The following is a 21,172-nucleotide window of genomic DNA, read 5'->3' as shown; positions in this document are numbered from 1 at the left end:
GGGTTACTCCCCTTCTGGTGCTGCGCTGCCGCGCACGTTATCGCGCCGGGCCGAGGTGCCGAGAACCACCGCCACGGTCGTGCCGCTGGGTTGCCGCGGCCTGATCTCCAACCGGCCCCGGATACGTTCCGCCCTCTCGGCCATGATCGCAAGACCGTACCGCCCGTCCGGGCGCTGGTCAGCCATCCCCTGACCGTCATCCGACACTTCTATTTGCGCGTACGGGGGGTCGACCTCACAGGTGACCCACAAATTCGACGCCCCGGCATGCTTGCGCGCGTTGGTCACCGCCTCCTGCGCGATGCGCAGCAACTCGGCCTCCGTGGCGGCCGGGAGCCGGGCGGTGGACTCGTCCAGCGAGAGGTGCACCCGCAGCCCGCCGGACGCGCCGACGGTGCGCGCGTACTCCGCGATCGCCGCGGCCAACCCGCCCTGCCGGTCCACCTCGCTGCGCAGCTCGAAGAGGCTCAACCGCAGCTCCTGGATCACCCGGGTCACCTCGCCGCGCAGCGTCCGCAGGGCCTCGGCGGTCTCGTCGGCGTCGTCGAAGACGGTGGCCAGGGCGTTGTCGATGCCGTAGCCGACCATCACCAACTCCTGCGCCACCCCGTCGTGGATCTCCCGGGCCAGCCGCTGCCGCTCCTCGTTGGTGGCCAGCGAGCGCACCTCGTCGAAGAGCAGCGCCGCCTCCAGCCGCAGCGCGGCCGGGCGGGTCAGCGCGGTCACCCGGGACACCACCGGCGGCGGGTACGCCTGCGCGGCGTCGGCCTCCAGCACCACCAGCCCCACCGTGCGCACCCCGGCGACCAGCGGAATGATCAGCGCGGACACGTCGCCGCCACGGTGCGAGCGGGACTGGGACCGGGCGGCGGTGGTGGCCTGCTGGGTGGCCCAGGCGTCGGCGATCGCCGAGTCGGCGTCCAGCGTCGTCTCCCAGTCCACCCGGTCGACGCCGGCCTGGGCGAGGACCACGAGCCGACCGCCGCCGCTGGCCGAGAGCACCGCGCCCCGGTCCGCGCGGGCCACCGTCCGCAGCTCCTCCAGCAGGTGCTCCGAGATGCCGCCCGGGTCCAGGGTCGCCCCGGGCAGTTGCCGGGCCACCGTCCGCAGCTGGGTCAGCAGCCGGGTCGCCTCGGCGTACGGCTGGGGTTTGCCCTCGCCGCGGACCGCCATCACCCGGTGCAGCGTGCCGGCGGCGTAGAGCCCCAGCACCGCCAGGATCAGCCACTGCGCGCAGACCGCGAGGTAACCCGGCTGGCCGAGCTGGGACCCGCCGTCGACCCGGGTCAGCGCGCCGCTGACCAGCAGGGTGACGGCGGTGACCACGAGCAGGGCGGCGCCCTCGGGGAAGCGGCGGCGCAGCGCGGTGACGGTCACCGGGACGGCCAGGTAGGGCAGCACCGCCGACGCGCCCAGGCCGTCGACAGTGCCGCCGATGGACGCCACCGCGGCGACGTGGCTCGCGGCCAGCCCCAGCACCACCACCTCGGCCACCCGGCTCACCGGGCCGACCAGCCGGTGCTGCGGTGCCAGCAGCGACGGCAGCCCGGCCACCGCCAGCAACACGATCCACCACAGCTGGGCGACGTCGCGGGTGGCGAACAGGGTCAGGACGGCGATCAGCGCCAGCATCACCAGGCGGGCGGCCGCGGCGAGGGGATGCGGGTGCGGTGCGGTGACTGTGGATGCGGGCACGTGACGGATGGTAGTCAGCCTCGGTAGATATCGGCGATCTCCGCCGCGTACGTCTTGTGGACAACCTGGCGCTTGACCTTGAGCGACGGGGTCAGCTCGCCGGTCGTCTCGGTGAAGTCCTGGGGCAGGACCCGGAACACCTTGATCGCTTCGGCCTTCGACACGGCCTGGTTGGCGACGTCGATCGCGGTCTGGATCTCCTTGCGGAGCCCCTCGTGCTCGCGCAGCTGTTCGACGGGGGTTTCGCGGGGCAGCCCGGTGCTCTCCAGCCAGGCCGGCAGCGCCTCCTCGTCGATGGTGACGAGCGCCGCGATGAACGGCTTCCCGTCGCCGACCACGACACACTGGCTGATCAACGGGTGTGCCCGGACCAGGTCCTCCAGCACCGCCGGGGCGACGTTCTTGCCGCCGGCGGTGACGATCAGCTCCTTCTTGCGGCCGGTGATGCTCAGGTAGCCGTCGGAGTCGAGCTGGCCGAGGTCGCCGGTGCGGAACCAGCCGTCGGCACTGATCGTCTCGGCGGTCGCCGTCTCGTTGCGCCAGTAGCCCTGGAAGATCAACTCGCCGGAGATCAGGATCTCGCCGTCGTCCTCGATCCGCACTGTCACGCCGGGCAGGGGGCGGCCGACGGTGCCGATCCGGGTGCCGGTGGGCAGGTTCGCGGCGGCGGCGGGCGAGGTCTCGGTGAGGCCGTAGCCCTCCAGGACCGTCACGCCGATGCCGCGGAAGAAGTGACCGAGCCGGGCGCCGAGTGGCGCGCCGCCGGAGATCGCGTCCCGGCACCGTCCGCCGAGCGCGGCGCGCAGCTTGCGGTAGACCAGCCGGTCGAAGACCACGTGCTGGGCGCGCAGCGCCAGGCCCGGTCCGCCCGGGGTCTCCAGCGCCTCGCTGTACGCGATGGCGACCTGCTCGGCGCGGGCGAAGATGCCGCCCTTGCCGTCCGCCTCGGCCTTCTGCTTGGCGGCGTTGTAGACCTTCTCGAACACCCGGGGTACGGAGAGCACGAAGGTCGGCCGGAACGCCTGCAGCTCGGCGACCAGGTTCTTGGTGTCGGCGCAGTGCGCCATGGTGGCCCGCGCCTGCACGACGCCGATCTGGATGAGGCGGGCGAACGCGTGCGCCAGCGGAAGGAAGAGCAGGGTGCTCGCGCCGGTGTTGAACAGGTTCGGCAGCACCGGCACCGCGTTGGCGATGTCGGCGTACATGTTGCGGTGGCTGAGCACGCAGCCCTTGGGGCGGCCGGTGGTGCCGCTGGTGTAGATGATCGTCGCCAGGTCGTCGGCGCGCACGGCCTTGCGCCGCCGCTCCACCTCGGCCAGCTCGACGGCGGCACCGGTGGTGACCAGCTCGTCGACCCCGCCGGTATCGATCTGCCAGACCTGGCCCAGCTCGGGCAGCCGGTGCCGGACCCCGGCGACCAGGGCGGCGTGCGCCTCGGTCTCGACCACGACGGCGACCGCGTTGGAGTCCTCGAGGATCCACGCGGCCTGCTCGGCGCTGGACGTCTCGTAGATCGGCACGGTCACCGCGCCGACGGCCCAGATGGCGTAGTCCAGCAGGGTCCACTCGTAGCGGGTGCGGCTCATCAGCCCGACCCGGACACCTGGCTCGATGCCGGCGGCGATCAGCCCGCGGGCCACGGCGGTGACCTCGTCACGGAACTGGAGGCAGGTCACCTCGGTCCAGGCGGTGACCGTGCCTTCGGCGCTCGGGACCGGGCGGGCGAACTGGACGGTGTCGGGCGCGACTTCGGCGTTGTCCCAGACCGGATCGGTGAGGTTGGCCGCGTCGCCAACGGTGACGATCGGCGGGACGGAAAACTCGCGCACCTGCACTCCTTCGTGCTCGCACTGGTCGGGCTGGTCGTCGCCCGGGGCGTCGGTTGTGTCGAAACCTACCCGGCGGGCGGTCGCGGTGGCACAGGCAGGAGGCGGGTAGCCTCCCCACATGGCGGACTCCTCCACCCAGTCGATCATCATCGGCGCCGCACCGGATCGGGTGACGGCGGTCATTTGCGACTTCGCGCGCTACCCGGAGTGGACCGACGCGGTGCGTCGCGCCGAGGTCGTCGAGGAGTACGAGGACGGGTACGCCAGTCAGGTGCATTTCACCATCGACGCCGGGGTGATGGCCGACGAATACGTGCTCGCCTACGAGTACGCCGAGGATCTGTCCCGGATCGAGTGGCACCTGGTCGCCCCCTCGAAGATGCAGAAGGCCCAGCACGGTTCGTACGACCTGGTGGGTAACCCGGACGGCAGCACCACTGTGACCTACACGCTGGAGGTCGAGCTGTCGGTCGGAATGCTCGGGATGTTTCGGCGCAAAGCCGAAAAGATGATCATGGACACCGCGTTGAAGCAGCTCAAGCGCCGGGTAGAAGCAACCGGCGCGGCGCAGTGACGTGTCCGGTGGCACGGTAGAGGAGCCGACGGTGGGCGGAACGGATCCGGGTTCGGCCCGGGAAGAGGCGGAGCGGCTGGTCGCCACCCTGCTGGCGGGGGCGCGGCTGGCCTCCGCCAGCTCGGCGGGCGGCGCGTTCGGCTCGCTGGGTGCGATGGTGTCCGGTGTCCTCGGTCACAGTGCGGGGCCCGACGGGCGCTCCGGCACCGGTGGTGCTTTCGCCACCGGTTCGGCCGAATGCTGCGTCTGCCCGGTCTGTCGGGGCATCGCCGCGTTGCGGGACCCGAGTCCGGAATTCGCCGAACGCCTCGCCACCGGCGCCGGTGACCTCGCCGCGGGCGTGGCCAGCCTGCTCCGCGCGTTCTCCCCGGCGGAACCGTCCGAACCGAGCTCCGCCGAACCGACGGCCGCGCCGTCGCCGGCACCTGCCGCGACCACCGACGACGTGCCCGCCGAGCCAGCCCCGAGCACCCCGTCCCCGGCGACCGGCGACGACCACGTGTGGCGCGATGCCACCCGTACCGGGCATGATTCTCAGCCGGCGCCGGAGCGGGATGTCTGGTCGGTCGCCACCCGGACGGCGGACCCACTCGCCCCGGCCGCCGTACCACCCGTCGACGAGGCCGGGTCGGCGACCGTACCGGCACCGACCACCCGTCCCGTGGTGCCCGCCTCGCGGGTGCCCGATGACGCCGACGCGGAAGCATCGGGCGACGGCGCCTGAGCGCGGGACATTTCCGACCCGGACCGGCACTGGGCCGGAACCTGGGCCGGACAGCACAGCAGAGGGGGGCGGCAGCGGTGACGCTGACCATCGGAGTCGACGTCGGTGGCACGAAGGTGGCCGGCGGTGTCGTGGACGACACCGGCCAGGTGCTCGTGCAGACCCGACGGGACACTCCCGCCGATGACGTCGCCAAGACCCGCGACGTCATCATCGAGCTGGTCGCCGAGCTGGCCACCGGGCGGAGCATCGAGGCCGTCGGCATCGGCGCGGCCGGTTGGATCGACGCCGGCCGTTCGACGGTGCTCTTCGCCCCCAACCTGGCCTGGCGTGACGAACCGCTGCGCGAGTACGTCAGCGAGGCCGTCGGTCTGCCCGTGATCGTGGAAAACGACGGGAACGTCGCCGCGTGGGCCGAGTTCCGCTACGGCGCGGCCCGCGACGCCGACGACTCGATGATCATGTTCACCATCGGCACCGGTGTGGGCGGCGGCATCGTCCTCGGCGGCGATCTGATGCGCGGCGCGCACGGCATCGCCGCGGAGCTGGGCCACATGCTGGCCGTACCGGACGGGCACCAGTGTGGTTGCGGCCGGCTGGGCTGCATCGAGCAGTACGCCAGCGGCAGCGCCCTGGTCCGGTTCGCCCGGGCCGGCGCCCGGCAGGAGCCCAACCGGGCCACCGCCCTGCTGGAGCTGGCCGGCGGCGAGGCCGAGGCGATCACCGGCCCGATGGTGACCACCGCCGCCCAGGGCGGCGACCCGGTCTCCGCCGAGGCGTTCGCCCAGATCGGCCGGTGGCTGGGCACCAGCCTCGCCGACATGGCGCAGATCCTCGACCCGCAGACCCTTGTCGTCGGCGGCGGCGTGATCGACGCCGGCGACCTGCTGCTCGGGCCCACCCGCCGCTCGTACCTCGACGCGCTCGCCCAGCGCGGTCGGCTGCCGGTGGCCGAGGTGCTCCCGGCGGAGCTGGGCAACAGCGCCGGGGTGATCGGCGCGGCTGACCTGGCCCGCCGGATCTGAGGCGGGTCGGGATGGGTGTGCCGCTGCGCGTGGTGTCGTACAACATCCACAGCCAGCGCGACGACACCGCCGCGCTGGCGGCGGTGGTCCGGGCCGCGAAGCCGGACGTGGTGATCGTGCAGGAGGGGCCGCGCCGGTTCCGGTGGCGGCAGAAGTCCGCCACGTTGGCCGAGTCGTTCGGTCTGGTGGTGGCCGCCGGTGGGCTGCCCGCCCTGGGCAACCTGCTGCTGACCAGCCTGCGGGTGCAGGTGCGCGGCACCCGCTGCCAGCGCTTCCCGCTGACCCCCGGCCGGCACCTGCGCGGCGCCGCGTACGCCGACTGCAGGGTCGGCGACGCTGAGTTCACCGTCGCCGGCTCGCATCTGTCCACCGACCCGGCCGAGCGGCCCTCCCAGGCCGCCGAGTTCAAGCGTGGCCTGGACGCGGCGACCAGCCCGGTGCTGGCCGGCGCGGACCTCAACGAGGGTCCAGACGGGCCCGCTTGGGCCACCGTGTCGCGCGGGTTGACCGACGCCGCGGTGGCGGCCGACCGGGCCGAACGGCTCACCTACTCGTGCGCCGACCCGCGCCGGCGCATCGACGCGCTCTTCGTCGACCCACGGATCACCGTTGTCGACTACGACGTGGTGGACACCCCGCAGACCCGGCGGGCCAGCGACCACTTCCCGGTCCTGGTCGACCTGCTCCTGCCCACCACCGACTGACCTCCGACCCCGGCCCGCGCGTCGACGCGTCCGCTCCAGGACTGGACATCCGGCCCCGTTGTGGAGAGGATTTCGCGGCGACCGGCACGCCTGCCGTACCAAAAGGAGATGTCCCCGGTGTCCACCTCCACCGACCACGGCCGGCCCGACCCGGAGGCGACCTCGCCCGCGGCGAACAGCGACGGCCGCCCGGTCTCCGACCGGGGCGACACGGTCTGCGTCATCGGGGCCGGGGCCAGCGGGCTGACCGCCATCAAGAACCTGCGCGAGCACGGGTTCGGTGTGGACTGCTACGAACGGGAGACGGGCGTCGGCGGCGCCTGGAACTGGCGGCACGACCGCAGCCCGGTGTACGCCAGCACCCACCTGATCTCGTCGAAGCCGTTCACCCAGTTCCCCGACTTCCCGATGCCGGACTCCTGGCCGGACTATCCGCACCACGGTCAGGTGCTGTCGTACTTCGAGCGGTACGCCGACCACTTCGACCTGCGCTCGCACATCTGGTTCGGCACCGAGGTGATCCGGGTCCAGCCCGTCGAGGGGGATCGGTGGGACGTGACCACCCGCTCCACCGGCGGGTACGGCCCGGAGCGCACCGCGCGGTACGCCGCCGTGGTGATCGCCAACGGCCACAACTGGTCGCCGAAGCTGCCCCGCTACGAGGGCCTGGAACAGTTCCGTGGCGAGGTCATGCACGCCTCGTCCTACAAGGACCCGGCGCAGCTGCGCGGCAAACGGGTGCTGGTGGTCGGCGCCGGCAACACCGGCTGCGACATCGCCGTCGAGGCCGCCCAGCAGGCGTCGCGCTGCTGGCACTCCACCCGGCGCGGCTACTGGTACGCGCCGAAGTACGTCCTCGGTCGCCCCGCCGACCAGGTCAACGACACCCTGTTGGCGCTGCGGGTGCCGCTGCGGGTACGGCAGTGGCTCTACCACTGGACGCTGCGGCTGACCGTCGGTGACCTGACCCGCTTCGGGCTGCCCAAGCCCGACCACCGGGTGTACGAGACGCACCCGATCGCGAACAGCCAGCTCGTCTACTACGTGGGCCACGGCGGGATCGGTCCGGTGCCGGACGTCGCCCGGTTCCACCCGTACGCGGTGGAGCTGGCCGACGGCCGCGAGATCGACCCCGAGGTGGTCGTCTTCGCCACCGGTTACCTCCCGCGCTTCGAGTTCCTCGACGCGTCGGTGTTCGGTGACAGCGCGGGCGCGGGTCGGCCCACGTTGTGGCTCAACGCGTTCACCCCGGGGCATCCCACCCTGGCGGTCGCCGGGCTGCTGCAACCGGACTCCGGGCTGTTCACCCTGTCGCACTGGCAGACGGTGCTCTTCGCCCGGCTGCTGCGGGCCCGTCGGGACCGGCCGGAACGCGCCGCGGCGTTCGCGTCCCGGGTGCGGGAGCGGGCCGGGGAGCGGTACTCCGGGCCGGTCAAGGAGAGCAGCCGGCACTGGTTCGAGGTCGGGCACGCCGACTACCTGCGCGCCGTCCAACGCGCCCTGACCGAGCTGGAGGGCAAGTGAGCGCCCAGCCGCATCGTCGCGAACGAAAGGCAGACCAGTGAGCGAGCTGCGGATCATGCGCGGCCGGGAGTGGTCGCGCCCGGTCCGGCCGGCCCGGCGGGAGGTGCTCAGCGCGATCCCCGAGCTGGAGGAGGGGCGTCCGCCGCTGCTCTTCGTGCCCGGGTTCGGGCACGGCGCGTGGGCGTTCGCCGAGCACTGGTTGGGTCACGCCGCGTCGCGGGGGTTCCCGGCGTACGCGGTGAGCCTGCGGGGGCACGGTGGCAGCGAGCCGGCGCCGGAGGCGACGCTGCGGGCGTACGCCCACGATGTGGTCCAGGTGGCGGCGAGCCTGCCGCGGCAGGCGGTGCTGGTGGGGCACGGCGCCGGGGCCCTGGTGGTGGCGCACGCGTTGGCCCGCTACCCGGCGCGGGGCGCGGTGCTGGTGGCGCCGGTCTTCGGCGGCTGGGGTCTGCTGGGCGCGGCGTTGCGCCGCAACCCCGCGGGGACGCTGCCGGCGGTGTTCGGCGGGCCGTTGCGGCTCAACCGGCGGCAGTTGTTCAGTAGTGAGTTGCCCGACGAGGAGGCCCGGCGCTACGTCGGACGCCTCGGTCGGGCGGGTCGGCGGGCGCAGTGGGCGCTGCTGGGCGCGCCGGAGGCGGAGCCGGCCGTGGGCGCGCCCCCGGTGCTGGTGCTGGGCAGCCCGGACGACCGGGTGGTGCCGGCGTCGACGTTGACCCGGGTGGCCCGGCGGTACGGGTCGGCCCCGTTGCTCTTTCCCGGGATGGGCCACGACCTGATGGTGGACGTGCGGTGGGCGGAGCCGATCGACGCGATCCTGGACTGGTTGGAGAAGGAGCCCGCGGCGCATTGAGCAGCCGGGCCGACAGTGCTCAGGTGCCGCCCTGGTGGACGGCCGGGCTGCCGGTCGGGGCGACCGGCCGGGGCACCCGCGCGGTGCCCTCGGAGCCGGTTTCGGTGCTGGTCAGGCGGCTGATCAGGGCGCCGCCCTCGTCGAGGGCGCGCAGGTAGGAGCGGGCCCAGGCCCGGATGTCGTGCTGGTGCAGGTGGGCGCGCATGGCGCGCATCCGCTGAGTGGTGTCGGCCGGGCTGGCCCGCAGTGCCGCCCGCAGGCCCTGCTTGAGCCCTTCCAGGTCGTGCGGGTTGACGAGGTACGCCTGGGACAGCTCGGCGGCGGTGCCGGCGAACTCGCTGAGCAGCAGGGCGCCGGTGTCGTCGACCCGTGCGGCCACGTACTCCTTGGCGACCAGGTTCATTCCGTCGCGCAGCGGGGTCACCGCCATCACGTCGGCGACCCGGTAGAGCGCGGCGAGCTCGGCGCGGTCGAAGGGCTGGGTGAGGTAGTGGATCGCCGGCTCGCCGACCCGGCCGAACTCGCCGTTGATCCGGCCGACCTCGCGCTCGATGCGTTCGCGCAGGATCTGGTACTGGCCGACGCGTTCCCGGCTCGGCATGGCGACCTGCACGAGCACCGTGTCGCGGACCTTGACGTCGCCGCTGGCGAGCAACTCGCTGTACGCCTTGAGACGCTGCTCGATGCCCTTGGTGTAGTCCATCCGGTCGACGCTGAGGATGACCTGCCGGGGATCGCCGAGGTCCTGTCGGAGCCGGTGGGCCCGCGCGGCCACGTCCGGCCGGTCGGCCAGCGCGGCCATCTCGGCGGTGTCGATGGAGACCGGGAACGCGCCGATGCGGACGACCCGGTCGTCGATGCCGATCCGCCGGTCGGTGGCGGGCAGTTCCAGCACCCGGGTCACCAGTTGGGCGAAGTTGTGCGCCGCCTGCACGCGCTGGAAGCCGACCAGGTCGGCGCCGAGCATGCCGCGCAGCAGTTCGGCCCGACGGGGCAGTTGCATGAAAAGCTCCGGCGGCGGGAACGGCACGTGCAGGAAGAACCCGATGCGCAGGTCGGGGCGGAGCGCGCGCAACTGACCGGGGACCAGTTGCAGGTGGTAATCCTGCACCCAGATCACCGCGCCCTGCTCGGCCACCTCCGCTGTCGCCTCGGCGAAGCGCTGGTTGACCCGCTGGTACGCCTCCCACCACCGACGGTGGTGCTGCGGCTGCTCGACCGAGTCGTGGTAGAGCGGCCAGAGGGTGGCGTTGGCGAACCCCTCGTAGTGGTCGCGCAGGTCTTCCGGGCTGAGCGCGACGGTGTGCATCCGCACGCCGTCGACGTCGGGCAGTGCGGGGGCAGGCCCGGTGCCACCGGCCCAGCCGACCCAGGTCGCCGGGGTGTGCCGCAGGAGCGGGTGCAGTGCGCTGACCAGCCCGCCGGGGCTGCGCCGCCACTCGCAGGCGCCGTCGGGCGCCTGATTGTCATCGATGGGGAGGCGGTTGGCGACCACCACGAGAGAACTCTGTCGCATCTCGGGCATTCCGATCAGCAGAGGACTGACCGCCGCGAGCAAGGGAAAACCGGTCAGTCAGCGGGGGAAGTGACGTACAGCGGTATTCCTACTGACAGTAAGTTACACCACTGTTACGCCACCGGCGGGGCGCTGCTGTCCCGGGATGCGGGCCGACGTCAGACGACGGCGCCGTTGTCCGGGTCGTCGTCGTCCTCGTCGCCGGGGCGCAGCCGCCAGACCAACGTGACGAAACCGGCCAGGATGCCGGTGAACCCGAACAGCGTGACCGCCGAGCGGTCGATCGGGAGCAGCCACGGGAAGAGGAACAGCACGAAACCGACGACCACCCCGAGCACGCCGATCACCGCGTACTTGCTGACCCGTGGCAGTGGGGGCGGTGGCGGCGGGTGGTAGCCCTCGTCGTCATCGTCGTCGGGCAGGTCGGCACCGAAGGTGTCCAGCCCGTCCAGCAGCGAGGGTTCGTCCGGTCGGGTGCCGCGCCCCACGGAGATCCCGGAGATGTCGGTGGCGGACGGGAGCCGGCGAACGTCGGTGGCGGTCGGACCGGGCTCGTCGGTGCTGGAGCGGGTCAACGACCCGGGGGTCGACTCGTCCCGGGTGTCCCGTTCGTCCACGTCCTCGGAGGCGGGCCACGGGGGGTCACCGGGTGCGGAGGTGGTGTGGAAGCCCTCCACGATCCGCGCCCACTCGGCGTCGATGTCCGGTTCGTCGCGGGCCGGCGGCTGCTCCACGGCGGTCTCGTCGGCGAGTTGGGTCAGGTAGTCCCGTGCGGTGGTCAGGTGCGACCGGTCGACGTAGAGCCGGTCGACCGGTCGGGCCGGCACGGTGGTGGTGCGGGTGACCGGGTTGAGGTCGGCGGAGGGCTGGAGGTAGGCGGCGATCCCACCGGCGGCCAGCACGTCGAGCAGGTGCTCGCCGACGCGCGGATCGACGTCGCCGACGACGGCGTACTCGTTCGCGTCGAGCCCGTTGTCCCGCCGTCCCCGGCGGGCCCCACCCGCTGACACCCGGACATCCCCCTTAACGCGCCTTCCGGCGCGGCCACCGCTGCCCTTCGACGCCCGTCCGTACGCCGTGCTCTGAATCGTGACACGTCAGGGCATGGTTCCGGGAGTGCGTTGTGTCGCGTCTTCCAAAGTCACGGCTCCTCCCGCAGGTCGCGGCAGGGCTCCTTTGTCCGTTCTTGCGCGACAAGTGCGATCTCGGTGATCGTGGCATAGCTCGATGCCGCAGCCCCGCAGCGCCGTCCGTTGTGGTGGGAGCGCTCGCTTCGTAGGCTCGGCGGCGACGACGGCTGGCGCTGTCGCGGGCACACCACGGGAAAGGACGCCGGTGCTCTACTGGCTGCTGAAGTACGTCATCCTCGGTCCGCTGCTCAAGCTGATCTTCCGCCCGCAGGTGGAGGGCCTGCACAACGTGCCGGCGACCGGCCCGGTGATCCTGGCGAGCAACCACCTCTCCTTCTCCGACTCGATCTTCACACCGCTGATCACCGCCCGGAAGGTCACCTTCGTCGCCAAGGCCGAATACTTCACCGGCAAGGGCATCAAGGGCTGGCTGACCAAGATGTTCTTCGTCGGCACCGGCACGATCCCGGTGGACCGCTCCGGCGGCCGGGCCGCCCGCGCCGCCCTGGACACCCAGTTGCAGGTGCTGCGGGCCGGGGGAGTGGCCGGCATCTACCCGGAGGGCACCCGCTCCCCGGACGGGCGGCTCTACCGGGGCAAGACCGGGGTGGCCCGGCTCGCCCTGGAGAGCGGCGCGGTGGTGGTGCCGGTGGCGATGCTCAACGCCGACGAGATCCAACCGCCGGGCAAGCTCATCCCCAAGATCGACCGGGTGCGGATCCGGTTCGGGGCGCCGCTGGACTTCTCCCGCTACGCCGGGCTGGCCGGCGACCGGTTCGTCGAGCGCGCGGTCACCGACGAGATCATGTACGAGTTGATGGAGCTCTCCGGCCGGGAGTACGTCGACATCTACGCCCAGAAGCTCAAGGAACCCATCCCGGCGCCGCTGGCCGCCTAGCCACCGCCCGTCGACGGTCAGGGCAGCTGGAGCAGGTGGGGGGCGCGGTGGCGGGTGGCGAAGTCGTGCAGACGGGCCCGGGTCGCCGCGGCGGCGGGCGGGTCGGTCTCGGCCAGCGGGCCGATCGCCAGCGCCAGTGTGATGACCTCGTCGGTCACGTCGGTCATCCGGGCGTAGCTCCCCGCCGCCGACCGCAGCAGGCTCGCCGCGGTCGGGGCGTCCCCGACGTGCCGGGCCAGCGTGGCGTCGGCGACCTGACCGGCGGCGTGCGCCCACGGGGTCATCCGGGGCGCCCGGTCGAGCAGCTGCCGGACCAGCCGGGCCGCGTCCGCGCCGAGCACTCCGGCGACGTGACCGACCGTCGGCACCCACTCCGCGAACGGAATCATCCGAGTCCGCCGCCAGTCCTCGTCCAGTTCGGTGAGCAGCGCCATCGCCTCGTCGCGGCGGCCCTGCACCGCCCGGCACAACGCGGCGTGCGCCAGGGTGGAGCGCAGCACCCGGTGGAATCCGCTGCGCCGCGCCGCCACCAGCGCCTGCTCGACCAGGTCCCCACCCGGTCCGTCCGGTCCCGCGGTCTCGTCCAGCTCGGCGCCGGCCAGCCCGCGCATCCAACCCGAGACCGCCACGATGTGCAGATCCCACTCCGCGGTCGGTCGTCGGGTCGACTCCGCGGCCATCGCCAGCGCCGCCGTCCAGTCACCCGCGTAGTACGACCGCGCCCACTGGTCGGCGAAGCTGGTGGCCAGGCTGTGCTCGCCGCCCAGGTCGAGGGTGAGCTGCTCGTCGACCAACCGGGCCGAGCCGGCCAGGTCGCCCTCCTCCTGCAACGCCCAGGCCAGGTTCTGCACCGCCCGCCGTCGACTGGTCAGCCGCTCCACCCGGCAGTGCTCGGTCACCTCCGCCAGCTCCGGGAACGCCGAGGCGGAGCCGGCCAGGTAGCGCGCCACGGCCAGGGTGATCCGGGCGTTGGCCTGGACCTCGCGCAGCTCCAGCCGCTCGGCGAGGGCTGCTGCCGCCCGCGCCGCCGCGCACGCCGGCTCGGTCTCCGCGTTCAGCATGTGCACCCGGGCCAGCTCCAGCAGGGCGCCCGCCTTCTCCTGACTGTCCGGCAGGTCGCTGTAGATCCCGATCGCCTGGTCCAGGCAGTGCAACGTCGCCGAACGGTCGGCCCGGCTCCACGCGGCGGTGGCCAGCAGCGTCCAGGCGCGCGCCGCCCCCGTCCGGTCGCCGCCGGCGGTGAGCCGCTCGGCCAGCCGGCTGAGGGTGTCCGTGCCCCCCGCCACCAGGAAGGCGTCCCCGTCCCGATAGAACGCCAGCTCCGCGTCGAACAGCTCCAACGCCGGGTCCGGCCCGACGTCGAGGGCCAGCGCGCGGCTGACCAGCGCGGCGGCGGTGTCCAGCGCGTGCAGCTCGTACGCCCGGCGGGCCGCCCGGTGCAGCGCGGCCCGAGCCGGCGGGGCGTAGGGGGCGGTGTCCAGCCCGACGGTGCGGGCGATCTCGTGTGCCGCCCAGCGATGGTGGGCCAGCACCTCGGCCAGGTCGTACTGGCGGCCGTCGGTGAGCTGCGCCATCCAGTCGGCGGTGCGTTGGTGACGCAGCACCCGTTCGGCCCGGGGTAGCCGCTGGTAGCAGACGTCGCGCACCAGGATGTGCCGGAACCGGTACTCGGGCTGACCGGGCATCGTCGACGTGCTCTGCTCGTACACCAGGTCGCGACGTTGCAGGCGGTCCAGCGCGCGCTCGACCCACTCCACCGGCCGCCCCAGCGCCATCGCCACCGGCGCGGCCCAGAACACCACGCCGACCACGGCGGCGGCCTGGAGCACCGCCCGGTCGGCCGGGTCCAGCAGGTCCAGCCGGTTCGCGATGACCGCCTGCACGGTGCGGGGCATCTCCGGGCCGCCGTCGAGGTCGGGGCGGGCGACCGAGTCGACGCCGTCGAGCAGGCCACCATCCAGCAGCATCCGGGCGTACTCCTGGGCGTAGAGCGGGTTGCCGTCGGCGAACTCGATCAGCGGGGTACGCGAGGCGGAGGGCAGCGTCGACTGCCCGAGAAGCAGCGAGTAGAGCGTGTCGATGTCGGTGTCGTGCATCGGCGGCACCGAGATGGACATCGCGCCACTGATCGTGCCGGTCCAGGCCGGGTGCCGTTCCCGCAGTTCCGGGCGGGCGGTCGCGACGACCAGCAGCGGTATGCCGCGCGCCGTCGCGCCGAGTTGCTCGACGAAGGCGAGCATCGCCTGGTCCGCCCAGTGCATGTCCTCGAAGGCGAGCACGGTCGGACCGGTGGCGGCCAGGGCGAGCAGGAAGCGCCGCCAGGCCGCCTCGGTCTCGCCGGGGGTGAGCCGCTCGCCGGGTACGCCGATCAGCGGCCCGAGCGCCTCGGCCAGCCGGGTCGCGTGCGGGTCGGCGAGCTGCGCCAGCCGGGCCCGCAGCCGCTCGCGCAGCGCGGCCGGGTCGTCGACCTCCGGCACGCCCACCCAGGTCTTCACGATGTCCGACAGTGCGGCCCAGGTGACGTTCTCGCCGAACGGCGGGCACTGCCCGACGAGCCAGGTGACCGGTGGGCCGGGCATGCTGCCGGCGTTGCGGGCCAGCTCGCGCAGCAGCCGGCTCTTGCCCACACCGGCCGGGCCGAACACCGTCACCAACTGGGAGGTCCGCTCGGTCACCATCCGGTGCAGCGCGTTGACCAGCAGGCCGCGCTCGTGCTCCCGGTCCACCATCGGGGTCAGCTCGGCGCCGCGCGGGTCCCGGTGCGGTCGGACCTGGACGGCCAGCCAGATCCGGCTCACCGCGGACCGGCCGCGCAGGGTGACCGGTGGCTGGTCGGCGTACTCCATCTCGTGCCGGGTGGCCGACCAGGTGCTCTCGTCGACGACGACACCGCCCGGTGGGGCGAACCCCTGCAGGCGGGAGGCCGTGTTGACCACGTCTCCGGTGACGAACGCCTGCCCACCGTCGCGGGTGGCGGAGAGGTCGACCAGGGCCTCGCCTGTCGCGATGCCGACCCGGAAGCCCAGCGGCGGCTGCGGACCGGCGGGCTGTCGGGCCAGGCTCCGCTGCAGCTCCAGGCCGGCGCGCACACACCGCAACGCGTCGTTGTCGGTGGCCACCGGCGCGCCGAACAGCGCCATCGCTGCGTCACCGATGTACTTCTCGACCACCCCGCCGTACTGGTGCACGATCCGGCGCACCGTGGCGAAGTAGGTCTGCTGCAGACTGCGGGCCTGCTCCGGGTCGGCCTGCTCCGCGTACCTGGTGAAGTCCACTATGTCGACGAAGAGGACGCTGACCTGACGCCGGTCCTCCTGCACCACGACGACGTGGTCGCGCAGCGGCTGACCGCAGCTGGTGCAGAAGTTGACCTCGGTGCTGTTGGCGTGCCCGCAGTGCGCACAGTTGACGCCGAGCGGCTGGCCACAGCCGCCGCAGAAGCGGTCGTCCGGCCCGGCCGCGCGGGCGCAGTGTCCACACTTGAGGTCGATGTTCAGCTCCGTGGGCGAGAGGGGCCAGTATCGCGGCTGACCCGCCAGTCGGGTAACCGACGGGTGGACGGGCAACGTCGTCGATCGGCCGGGGTTAGTGTTCCGTACCAGGAAGTTTCATGTCAGGGAGAGTGCCGTGCAAGTACGATTGTCCGCCTCGTGGACCGATCCGGGTGGCACACAGTGGGCTCCGGGCGACACGATCGACGTCGATGCTGTCACTCTCGCCGAACTGGAGGAGCAGGGCATGGTGGAAGAGCCTGAGGGTCAGTCGGGCGGGTCGGGGGAGACCACGACCACCTCGTCGAGCACGTCCACGGCTGGTAAGCCGACCGATCCGAAGAAGATCGGTCCGGGGCCGGGCGCGCCGCCGGCCGACAGCACGGAGAACTGATCGCCCGGGTGCGGTCGGTGGGCCCTCGGTCCGCCGGCCGCACCCGTCGTGCAGCCGCCCGGTGCCGGCCGACCGATTAGCGGTCGTTCATGCCGGCGCGCCGACGCAGCGCGGCCACGTCGGTCACCACGATCCGACGACCCTCGGTACGCAGCCAGCCGCGACTCGCGAACGAGCCGATCGCCTGGTTGACGCTCTGCCGGGAACCACCGGCCATCTCGGCCAGCTGGCTCTGATTGAGCTCGATCGTGATCATCGGTGCCTGGCTCTCGCCGGCCAGCCGGACCAGCGTCTTCGCCACCCGACCGGGCAGGTCGAGGAAGACGTGGTCGGCGTTCTGCTCGGTGAGCCGGCGGATCAACCCGCCCAGTGAGCGCATCACCGCGTCCAGGATGCGGGGGTTGGAGTGCACCAACTCCATGAACGCGCCCCGCGACAGCGCGAGCGCCGCGCAGTCCTCGATGGCCTCCGCCGAGGCGGACCGGGTGGACGCGTCGAGCAGGGAGACTTCGCCGAGCACGTCCGGCGGACGGATAACCGACAGCACGGCCCGCTCGCCGGTGGGCGCGGTCCGAAACACGGCCACCGCGCCACGGCGCAGCACTATCAGTGACTCGCCGGGGTCGTTCTCCACGAAGAGCAGTTGGCCCTTGCGATAGGTACGTGGAACAGCGGCGGCGATGACGCGCTGCCGCACCTCGGGCTCCAGCCCAGCGAACATCTCCACACCCGTGAGCGCGTCACCCGGCTCTGGCAGGCGAACCTCCACGGCCCAACCCCTCCCCCGGTCATGGACCACAACTCGCTCACCGGGCGAACCTGATGGGCCCCGACAAGGTGAACTGACACCGATTCGGCGTCCGGTAGCGGTACACATCAGATCATGACGGTCCGGTCGCTTGCTGTACACCCCTCGAAGCACTTCCGTGACCGTCACGAGCTGCGACGCGCCACTCACAAGGTGTCGCCGGGGCGCGGGGTGGGCCCCGCCGGGGACGATGAAGCGGCGGTGGGCGAAGATGCCCGGAATGGTCTACCGCTACTTCTACGACTGCGAGTTCATCGAGGACGGCACGACGGTCGACCTCGTCTCGATCGGTGTCGTCGACGAGTACGGCCGCGAGTTCTACGCGGTCTCCACCGAGTTCGACGACTCCCGCGCCGTGCCCTGGGTCCGCCGCAACGTGCTGGACAAGCTGCCATCCCCGGCGGACCGGGCCTGGCGCTCGCGCGAGCGCATCCGCGACGACCTGTACGACTTCCTCATCGAGCCGATCCGGGACCGGCCGGGGGAGCAGCTGGAGTTGTGGGCCTGGTTCGCCGCGTACGACCACGTGGTGCTCGCCCAGCTCTGGGGTGCGATGCCGGCCCTGCCCCGGGAGATTCCCCGCTACACCAAGGAGCTGCGGCAGCTCTGGGACGACCGGGGTAGGCCGCCCCTGCCGGACGCGGACGCGGCCCGGCACGATGCTCTGGTCGATGCCCGGCACAATCTGGCCCGCTGGCGGGCGATGACCGCCCGCTAGTGGTGGCCACGCCGCCGTTAGGTTTGACCGGTTCTGTCCCGGGCAACGGTTCGACCAGCCGAGCCGAGGGAGATTGCCATGAGCGACCAGCCGACCAGCGCCGCGGAGGCGCGCGCCCGGGTCACCGGCCTGGCCCGTGCCGCGCGGATCTGCATGTTGACCACCACCGCTCTGGACGGGCGGCAAATGAGCCGGCCGATGGGGCTCCAGGAGGCCGAGTTCGACGGTGAGTTGTGGTTCTTCGCCTCTGCCGACTCGGCCAAGGTCCGCCAGATCCGGGTGAACCCGGAGGTCAACATCGCCTTCTCTGACCAGAAGCACAACGCCTGGGTGTCGATCTCCGGCACCGCCACCGAGGGGTTCGACCGGGCCCGCGCCGAGCAGCTGTGGAACCCGCTGCTCAAGGTGTGGTTCCCGGATGGGCTGGACACCCCAGGGCTGACGTTGATCAAGGTGCACGCCAGCTCCGCCGAGTACTGGGACTCGCCGAGCAGCACCGTGGTGAACCTGCTCGGCTACGCGAAGTCCGCCGTCACCGGCCGGCCACCGGAGCTCGGCGAGAACCACGAGGTGACCTACTGACCGGGGGTGGGTGGCCGGGGCGCGCTGTCGTCGTACCGGCGGGCCGACTACAGTGCGCAGTGACGGCCCGCCCCGGGCCGGCAACGGCGCCGATGGTCTGACCTGACACATATCCTGGGGCAAATCGGGCTTTACCTGATGCTCCAGGAGGATGAGCGGATCATGCGTATCGGCGTGCTCACCGGCGGCGGCGACTGCCCCGGTCTCAACGCGGTCATCCGGGCGGTGGTCCGCAAGGGCGTCGCCACTTACGGTCACGAGTTCGTGGGCTTCCGGGACGGCTGGAAGGGCCCGCTGGAGGGTCTGTCCCGGCCGCTGGACATCGCCGACGTCCGCGGCATCCTGCCCCGCGGCGGCACCATCCTCGGCTCGTCCCGTACCAACCCGTTCAAGATCGAGAACGGCGTCGAGCGGATCAAGGACAACCTCGCCGCCCAGGGCGTGGACGCGCTGATCGCGATCGGCGGCGAGGACACCCTCGGCGTGGCCACCAAGCTCTACGAGCTGGGCGTGCACGTCGTCGGCGTGCCGAAGACGATCGACAACGACCTCGGCGCCACCGACTACACCTTCGGCTTCGACACCGCTGTCAACATCGCGATGGAGGCCATCGACCGGCTGCACACCACCGCGGAGAGCCACCACCGCACCCTGGTCGTCGAGGTGATGGGCCGCCACGCCGGCTGGATCGCCCTGCACGCCGGCCTGGCCGGCGGCGCCAACGTGATCCTGCTGCCCGAGCGCCAGTTCGACGTCGACCAGGTGGCCGGCTACGTCGAGAAGCGCTTCCAGCACCAGTACGCCCCGATCGTCGTGGTCGCCGAGGGCGCCCAGCCGCTGGACGGCCAGATGGTGCTCGCCAACCAGGAGCTCGACTCCTTCGGCCACGTCCGCCTCGGCGGCATCGGCCAGTGGCTCGCCGAGCAGCTGGAGGCCAAGACCGGCAAGGAGGCCCGCACCGTGGTGCTGGGTCACATCCAGCGCGGTGGCACCCCGACCGCCTTCGACCGGGTGCTCGCCACCCGCCTGGGCCTGCAGGCCATCGACGCCGTCAACGACGGCGACTGGGGCAAGATGGTCGCGATGCAGAGCACCGACATCGTCCGGGTGCCGCTGGCCGACGCGACCCGCGAGCTGAAGACCGTGCCGCTGGAGCGGTACGCCGAGGCCGAGGTCTTCTTCGGCAGCTGATCGATCGTCGACGGCGTGGCGGGCCCGCGGGCCCGCCACGCCGCGACCCGACGCGAGGGGGTACGGCCGACATGTCCGCCGGAGTGCACACGGTCGCGGTGATCGGCGCGGGCAAGATCGGTGAGCTGATGCTCTCCGGGCTGCTGCGCTCGGGATGGCCGGTGGACCGGCTGCTGGCCACCGCCCGCCGGCCCGCTCGGGCCGAGGAGTTGACAGCCCGTTACGGCGTACGGGTGGTCGACAACCTGACCGCCGTGGACGAGGCGGCGGTGCTCGCGATCTCGGTGAAGCCCCAGGACGCCGCCGCGCTGCTCGACGAGATCGGCCCCAAGGTGCCGGCCGACAAGCTCGTCATCTCGCTCTGCGCCGGCCTTCCCACCAGCTTCTTCAGCCGCCGGCTGCCCGACGGCACCCCGGTGGTGCGGGTGATGACCAACACCCCGGCGCTTGTCGACGAGGCGATGACCGCGATCTCCGCCGGTGCGTACGCCACCGGGGCGCACCTGACGTTGGCCGAGGAGATGTTCAAGCCGCTCGGCCAGACGATCCGGGTGCCCGAGTCGCAGCAGGACGCGGTCACCGCGCTCTCCGGCTCCGGCCCGGCCTACTTCTACCTGCTGGTCGAAGCCATGATCGACGCGGGAATCCTGCTCGGGCTGCCCCGCCAGGTGGCACACGAGTTGATCGTGCAGACCGCGATCGGGTCGGCGGTGATGCTGCGTGACTCCGGTGAGCACCCGGTCAAGCTGCGCGAGGCGGTCACCTCGCCGGCCGGCACCACCATCTCCGCCATCCGCGAGCTGGAGAAGCACGGCGTACGCGCGGCGCTGCTCGCCGCGCTGGAGGCCGCCCGGGATCGGGCGCGCGAACTGGCGGCACAGGCCGACTGACCGTCCGGACGCGTCACGCCCAGCGGTTGCGGGCACGTCGCGGGGCCGTGCGTGCCGCATACTGGCCGGGTGTTCACACTTGCCCAGGCCCGGCACCTGGTGGCCACTCTGCAACCCCGCGTCGACGAGTTGATCCGGGTGCGGGCTGACCTGGCCGAGCTGCGCGCCGACCTGGCCGACCACGGCGTGAGCGCGCTCGGCGGGCTGGCCGAGGTGAAGGCGCTGGAGGCCCGGCTGCACGCCGTCGTCGACGAGCTGCACCAGCACGACATCCAGGTCAAGGGCATCGCCCCGGTGCTGCTCGACTTCCCCGGCGAGCGGGCCGGCCGGGCCGTGCTCTGGTGCTGGTTGGAGGGCGACTCCGACGTGCGCTGGTATCACCGGGCCGAGTGCGGCTTCGCCGGCCGCCGCCCCCTCTGACACCCCCGGCCCTGGCGCCGGGGCCCGCGCGGCCTGCCGTGCTGATCCGCGCCGAGGCGGAGCGAGGCCGCCGGGTTGAAGGCTTGATCCACTCGGGCTCCTGAAAGTCGCGGCATCCGGGCACGCCGGACACCGCGACTTCCTTGAACCCGAGTTGATCACGCGGCGGGCCGGGACCTCGCGGCGCGGGCCCATGCCGGCCGGGTGCG

Annotated in this window: 19 protein-coding genes; 13 read left to right on the top strand and 6 right to left on the bottom strand. The window is 72.4% G+C overall.

Annotated features, from left to right (window positions below; translation table 11 throughout):
* Positions 1-3: 3 nt before the first annotated feature.
* Positions 4-1,695, bottom strand: a complete 1,692-nt coding sequence (locus ACX27O_RS29700; RefSeq protein ID WP_030337722.1) for a sensor histidine kinase — start codon at positions 1,693-1,695, stop codon at positions 4-6.
* A 14-nt stretch (positions 1,696-1,709) separates the two neighbouring features.
* On the bottom strand, positions 1,710-3,524 hold the full coding sequence (locus ACX27O_RS29695; protein ID WP_387221976.1) for an AMP-dependent synthetase/ligase: 1,815 nt from the start codon (positions 3,522-3,524) through the stop codon (positions 1,710-1,712).
* A gap of 118 nt (positions 3,525-3,642) precedes the next feature.
* Between ACX27O_RS29695 and ACX27O_RS29690 the strand changes: the two genes are divergently transcribed.
* From ACX27O_RS29690 to ACX27O_RS29665, 6 genes are all read left to right on the top strand, one after another.
* Positions 3,643-4,098: an SRPBCC family protein gene (locus tag ACX27O_RS29690; RefSeq protein WP_030337720.1), complete on the top strand. Its 456-nt coding sequence runs from the start codon at positions 3,643-3,645 to the stop codon at positions 4,096-4,098.
* Positions 4,099-4,129: 31 nt separating this feature from the next.
* Positions 4,130-4,822, top strand: coding sequence for a hypothetical protein (locus ACX27O_RS29685; protein ID WP_030337719.1), 693 nt, complete (start codon positions 4,130-4,132; stop codon positions 4,820-4,822).
* Positions 4,823-4,899: 77 nt separating this feature from the next.
* Complete coding sequence (locus ACX27O_RS29680; RefSeq protein ID WP_030337718.1) at positions 4,900-5,847, top strand: ROK family glucokinase; 948 nt, start codon at positions 4,900-4,902, stop codon at positions 5,845-5,847.
* A gap of 11 nt (positions 5,848-5,858) precedes the next feature.
* Positions 5,859-6,551, top strand: coding sequence for an endonuclease/exonuclease/phosphatase family protein (locus ACX27O_RS29675; protein ID WP_458940438.1), 693 nt, complete (start codon positions 5,859-5,861; stop codon positions 6,549-6,551).
* A 117-nt stretch (positions 6,552-6,668) separates the two neighbouring features.
* On the top strand, positions 6,669-8,075 hold the full coding sequence (locus ACX27O_RS29670) for a flavin-containing monooxygenase (RefSeq protein ID WP_030337716.1): 1,407 nt from the start codon (positions 6,669-6,671) through the stop codon (positions 8,073-8,075).
* Positions 8,076-8,130: 55 nt separating this feature from the next.
* Positions 8,131-8,925 carry an alpha/beta hydrolase gene (locus ACX27O_RS29665; RefSeq protein ID WP_030337715.1) on the top strand — a complete coding sequence of 265 codons (795 nt, stop codon included), beginning with the start codon at positions 8,131-8,133 and terminating at the stop codon, positions 8,923-8,925.
* Between the two features lie 19 nt (positions 8,926-8,944).
* Here ACX27O_RS29665 and ACX27O_RS29660 read toward each other — a convergent pair whose 3' ends face one another.
* On the bottom strand, positions 8,945-10,441 hold the full coding sequence (locus ACX27O_RS29660; RefSeq protein ID WP_458940437.1) for an alpha,alpha-trehalose-phosphate synthase (UDP-forming): 1,497 nt from the start codon (positions 10,439-10,441) through the stop codon (positions 8,945-8,947).
* Between the two features lie 158 nt (positions 10,442-10,599).
* A complete protein-coding gene (locus ACX27O_RS29655) occupies positions 10,600-11,451 on the bottom strand; it encodes a DUF308 domain-containing protein (protein WP_458940436.1) in 852 nt (283 codons plus the stop codon).
* 325 nt (positions 11,452-11,776) lie between these two features.
* On the opposite strand from ACX27O_RS29655, the gene ACX27O_RS29650 reads away from it, so the two are divergent.
* The gene (locus ACX27O_RS29650) at positions 11,777-12,469 is read left to right on the top strand and encodes a lysophospholipid acyltransferase family protein (RefSeq protein ID WP_030337712.1); all 693 of its coding nucleotides are present in this window, start codon (positions 11,777-11,779) and stop codon (positions 12,467-12,469) included.
* Positions 12,470-12,486: 17 nt separating this feature from the next.
* Here ACX27O_RS29650 and ACX27O_RS29645 read toward each other — a convergent pair whose 3' ends face one another.
* A complete protein-coding gene (locus tag ACX27O_RS29645) occupies positions 12,487-16,035 on the bottom strand; it encodes an adenylate/guanylate cyclase domain-containing protein (protein WP_247681181.1) in 3,549 nt (1,182 codons plus the stop codon).
* A gap of 61 nt (positions 16,036-16,096) precedes the next feature.
* Here ACX27O_RS29645 and ACX27O_RS29640 point away from each other — a divergent pair, with 61 nt between their 5' ends.
* The gene (locus ACX27O_RS29640) at positions 16,097-16,354 is read left to right on the top strand and encodes a hypothetical protein (protein WP_081884176.1); all 258 of its coding nucleotides are present in this window, start codon (positions 16,097-16,099) and stop codon (positions 16,352-16,354) included.
* A gap of 76 nt (positions 16,355-16,430) precedes the next feature.
* Here ACX27O_RS29640 and ACX27O_RS29635 read toward each other — a convergent pair whose 3' ends face one another.
* Entirely contained in the window at positions 16,431-17,123 is a 693-nt protein-coding gene (locus ACX27O_RS29635) for a Crp/Fnr family transcriptional regulator (protein ID WP_030337710.1), read from the bottom strand.
* 259 nt (positions 17,124-17,382) lie between these two features.
* Between ACX27O_RS29635 and ACX27O_RS29630 the strand changes: the two genes are divergently transcribed.
* The 5 genes from ACX27O_RS29630 to ACX27O_RS29610 all read left to right on the top strand — a co-directional run bounded on the left by ACX27O_RS29630 (position 17,383) and on the right by ACX27O_RS29610 (position 20,963).
* Positions 17,383-17,880, top strand: a complete 498-nt coding sequence (locus tag ACX27O_RS29630; RefSeq protein ID WP_030337709.1) for a polyadenylate-specific 3'-exoribonuclease AS — start codon at positions 17,383-17,385, stop codon at positions 17,878-17,880.
* Between the two features lie 78 nt (positions 17,881-17,958).
* A complete protein-coding gene (locus ACX27O_RS29625) occupies positions 17,959-18,462 on the top strand; it encodes a pyridoxamine 5'-phosphate oxidase family protein (RefSeq protein ID WP_458940435.1) in 504 nt (167 codons plus the stop codon).
* A 162-nt stretch (positions 18,463-18,624) separates the two neighbouring features.
* Positions 18,625-19,653, top strand: coding sequence for a 6-phosphofructokinase (locus tag ACX27O_RS29620; protein WP_210866831.1), 1,029 nt, complete (start codon positions 18,625-18,627; stop codon positions 19,651-19,653).
* A 71-nt stretch (positions 19,654-19,724) separates the two neighbouring features.
* Positions 19,725-20,543 carry a pyrroline-5-carboxylate reductase gene (gene proC / locus ACX27O_RS29615; RefSeq protein WP_030337752.1) on the top strand — a complete coding sequence of 273 codons (819 nt, stop codon included), beginning with the start codon at positions 19,725-19,727 and terminating at the stop codon, positions 20,541-20,543.
* Between the two features lie 69 nt (positions 20,544-20,612).
* The gene (locus ACX27O_RS29610; RefSeq protein WP_036412622.1) at positions 20,613-20,963 is read left to right on the top strand and encodes a DUF2203 domain-containing protein; all 351 of its coding nucleotides are present in this window, start codon (positions 20,613-20,615) and stop codon (positions 20,961-20,963) included.
* Positions 20,964-21,172 lie beyond the last annotated feature (209 nt).

The organism is Micromonospora sp. SD19 (assembly GCF_054462275.1).
This window is presented reverse-complemented; position numbering and strand designations above follow the sequence as displayed.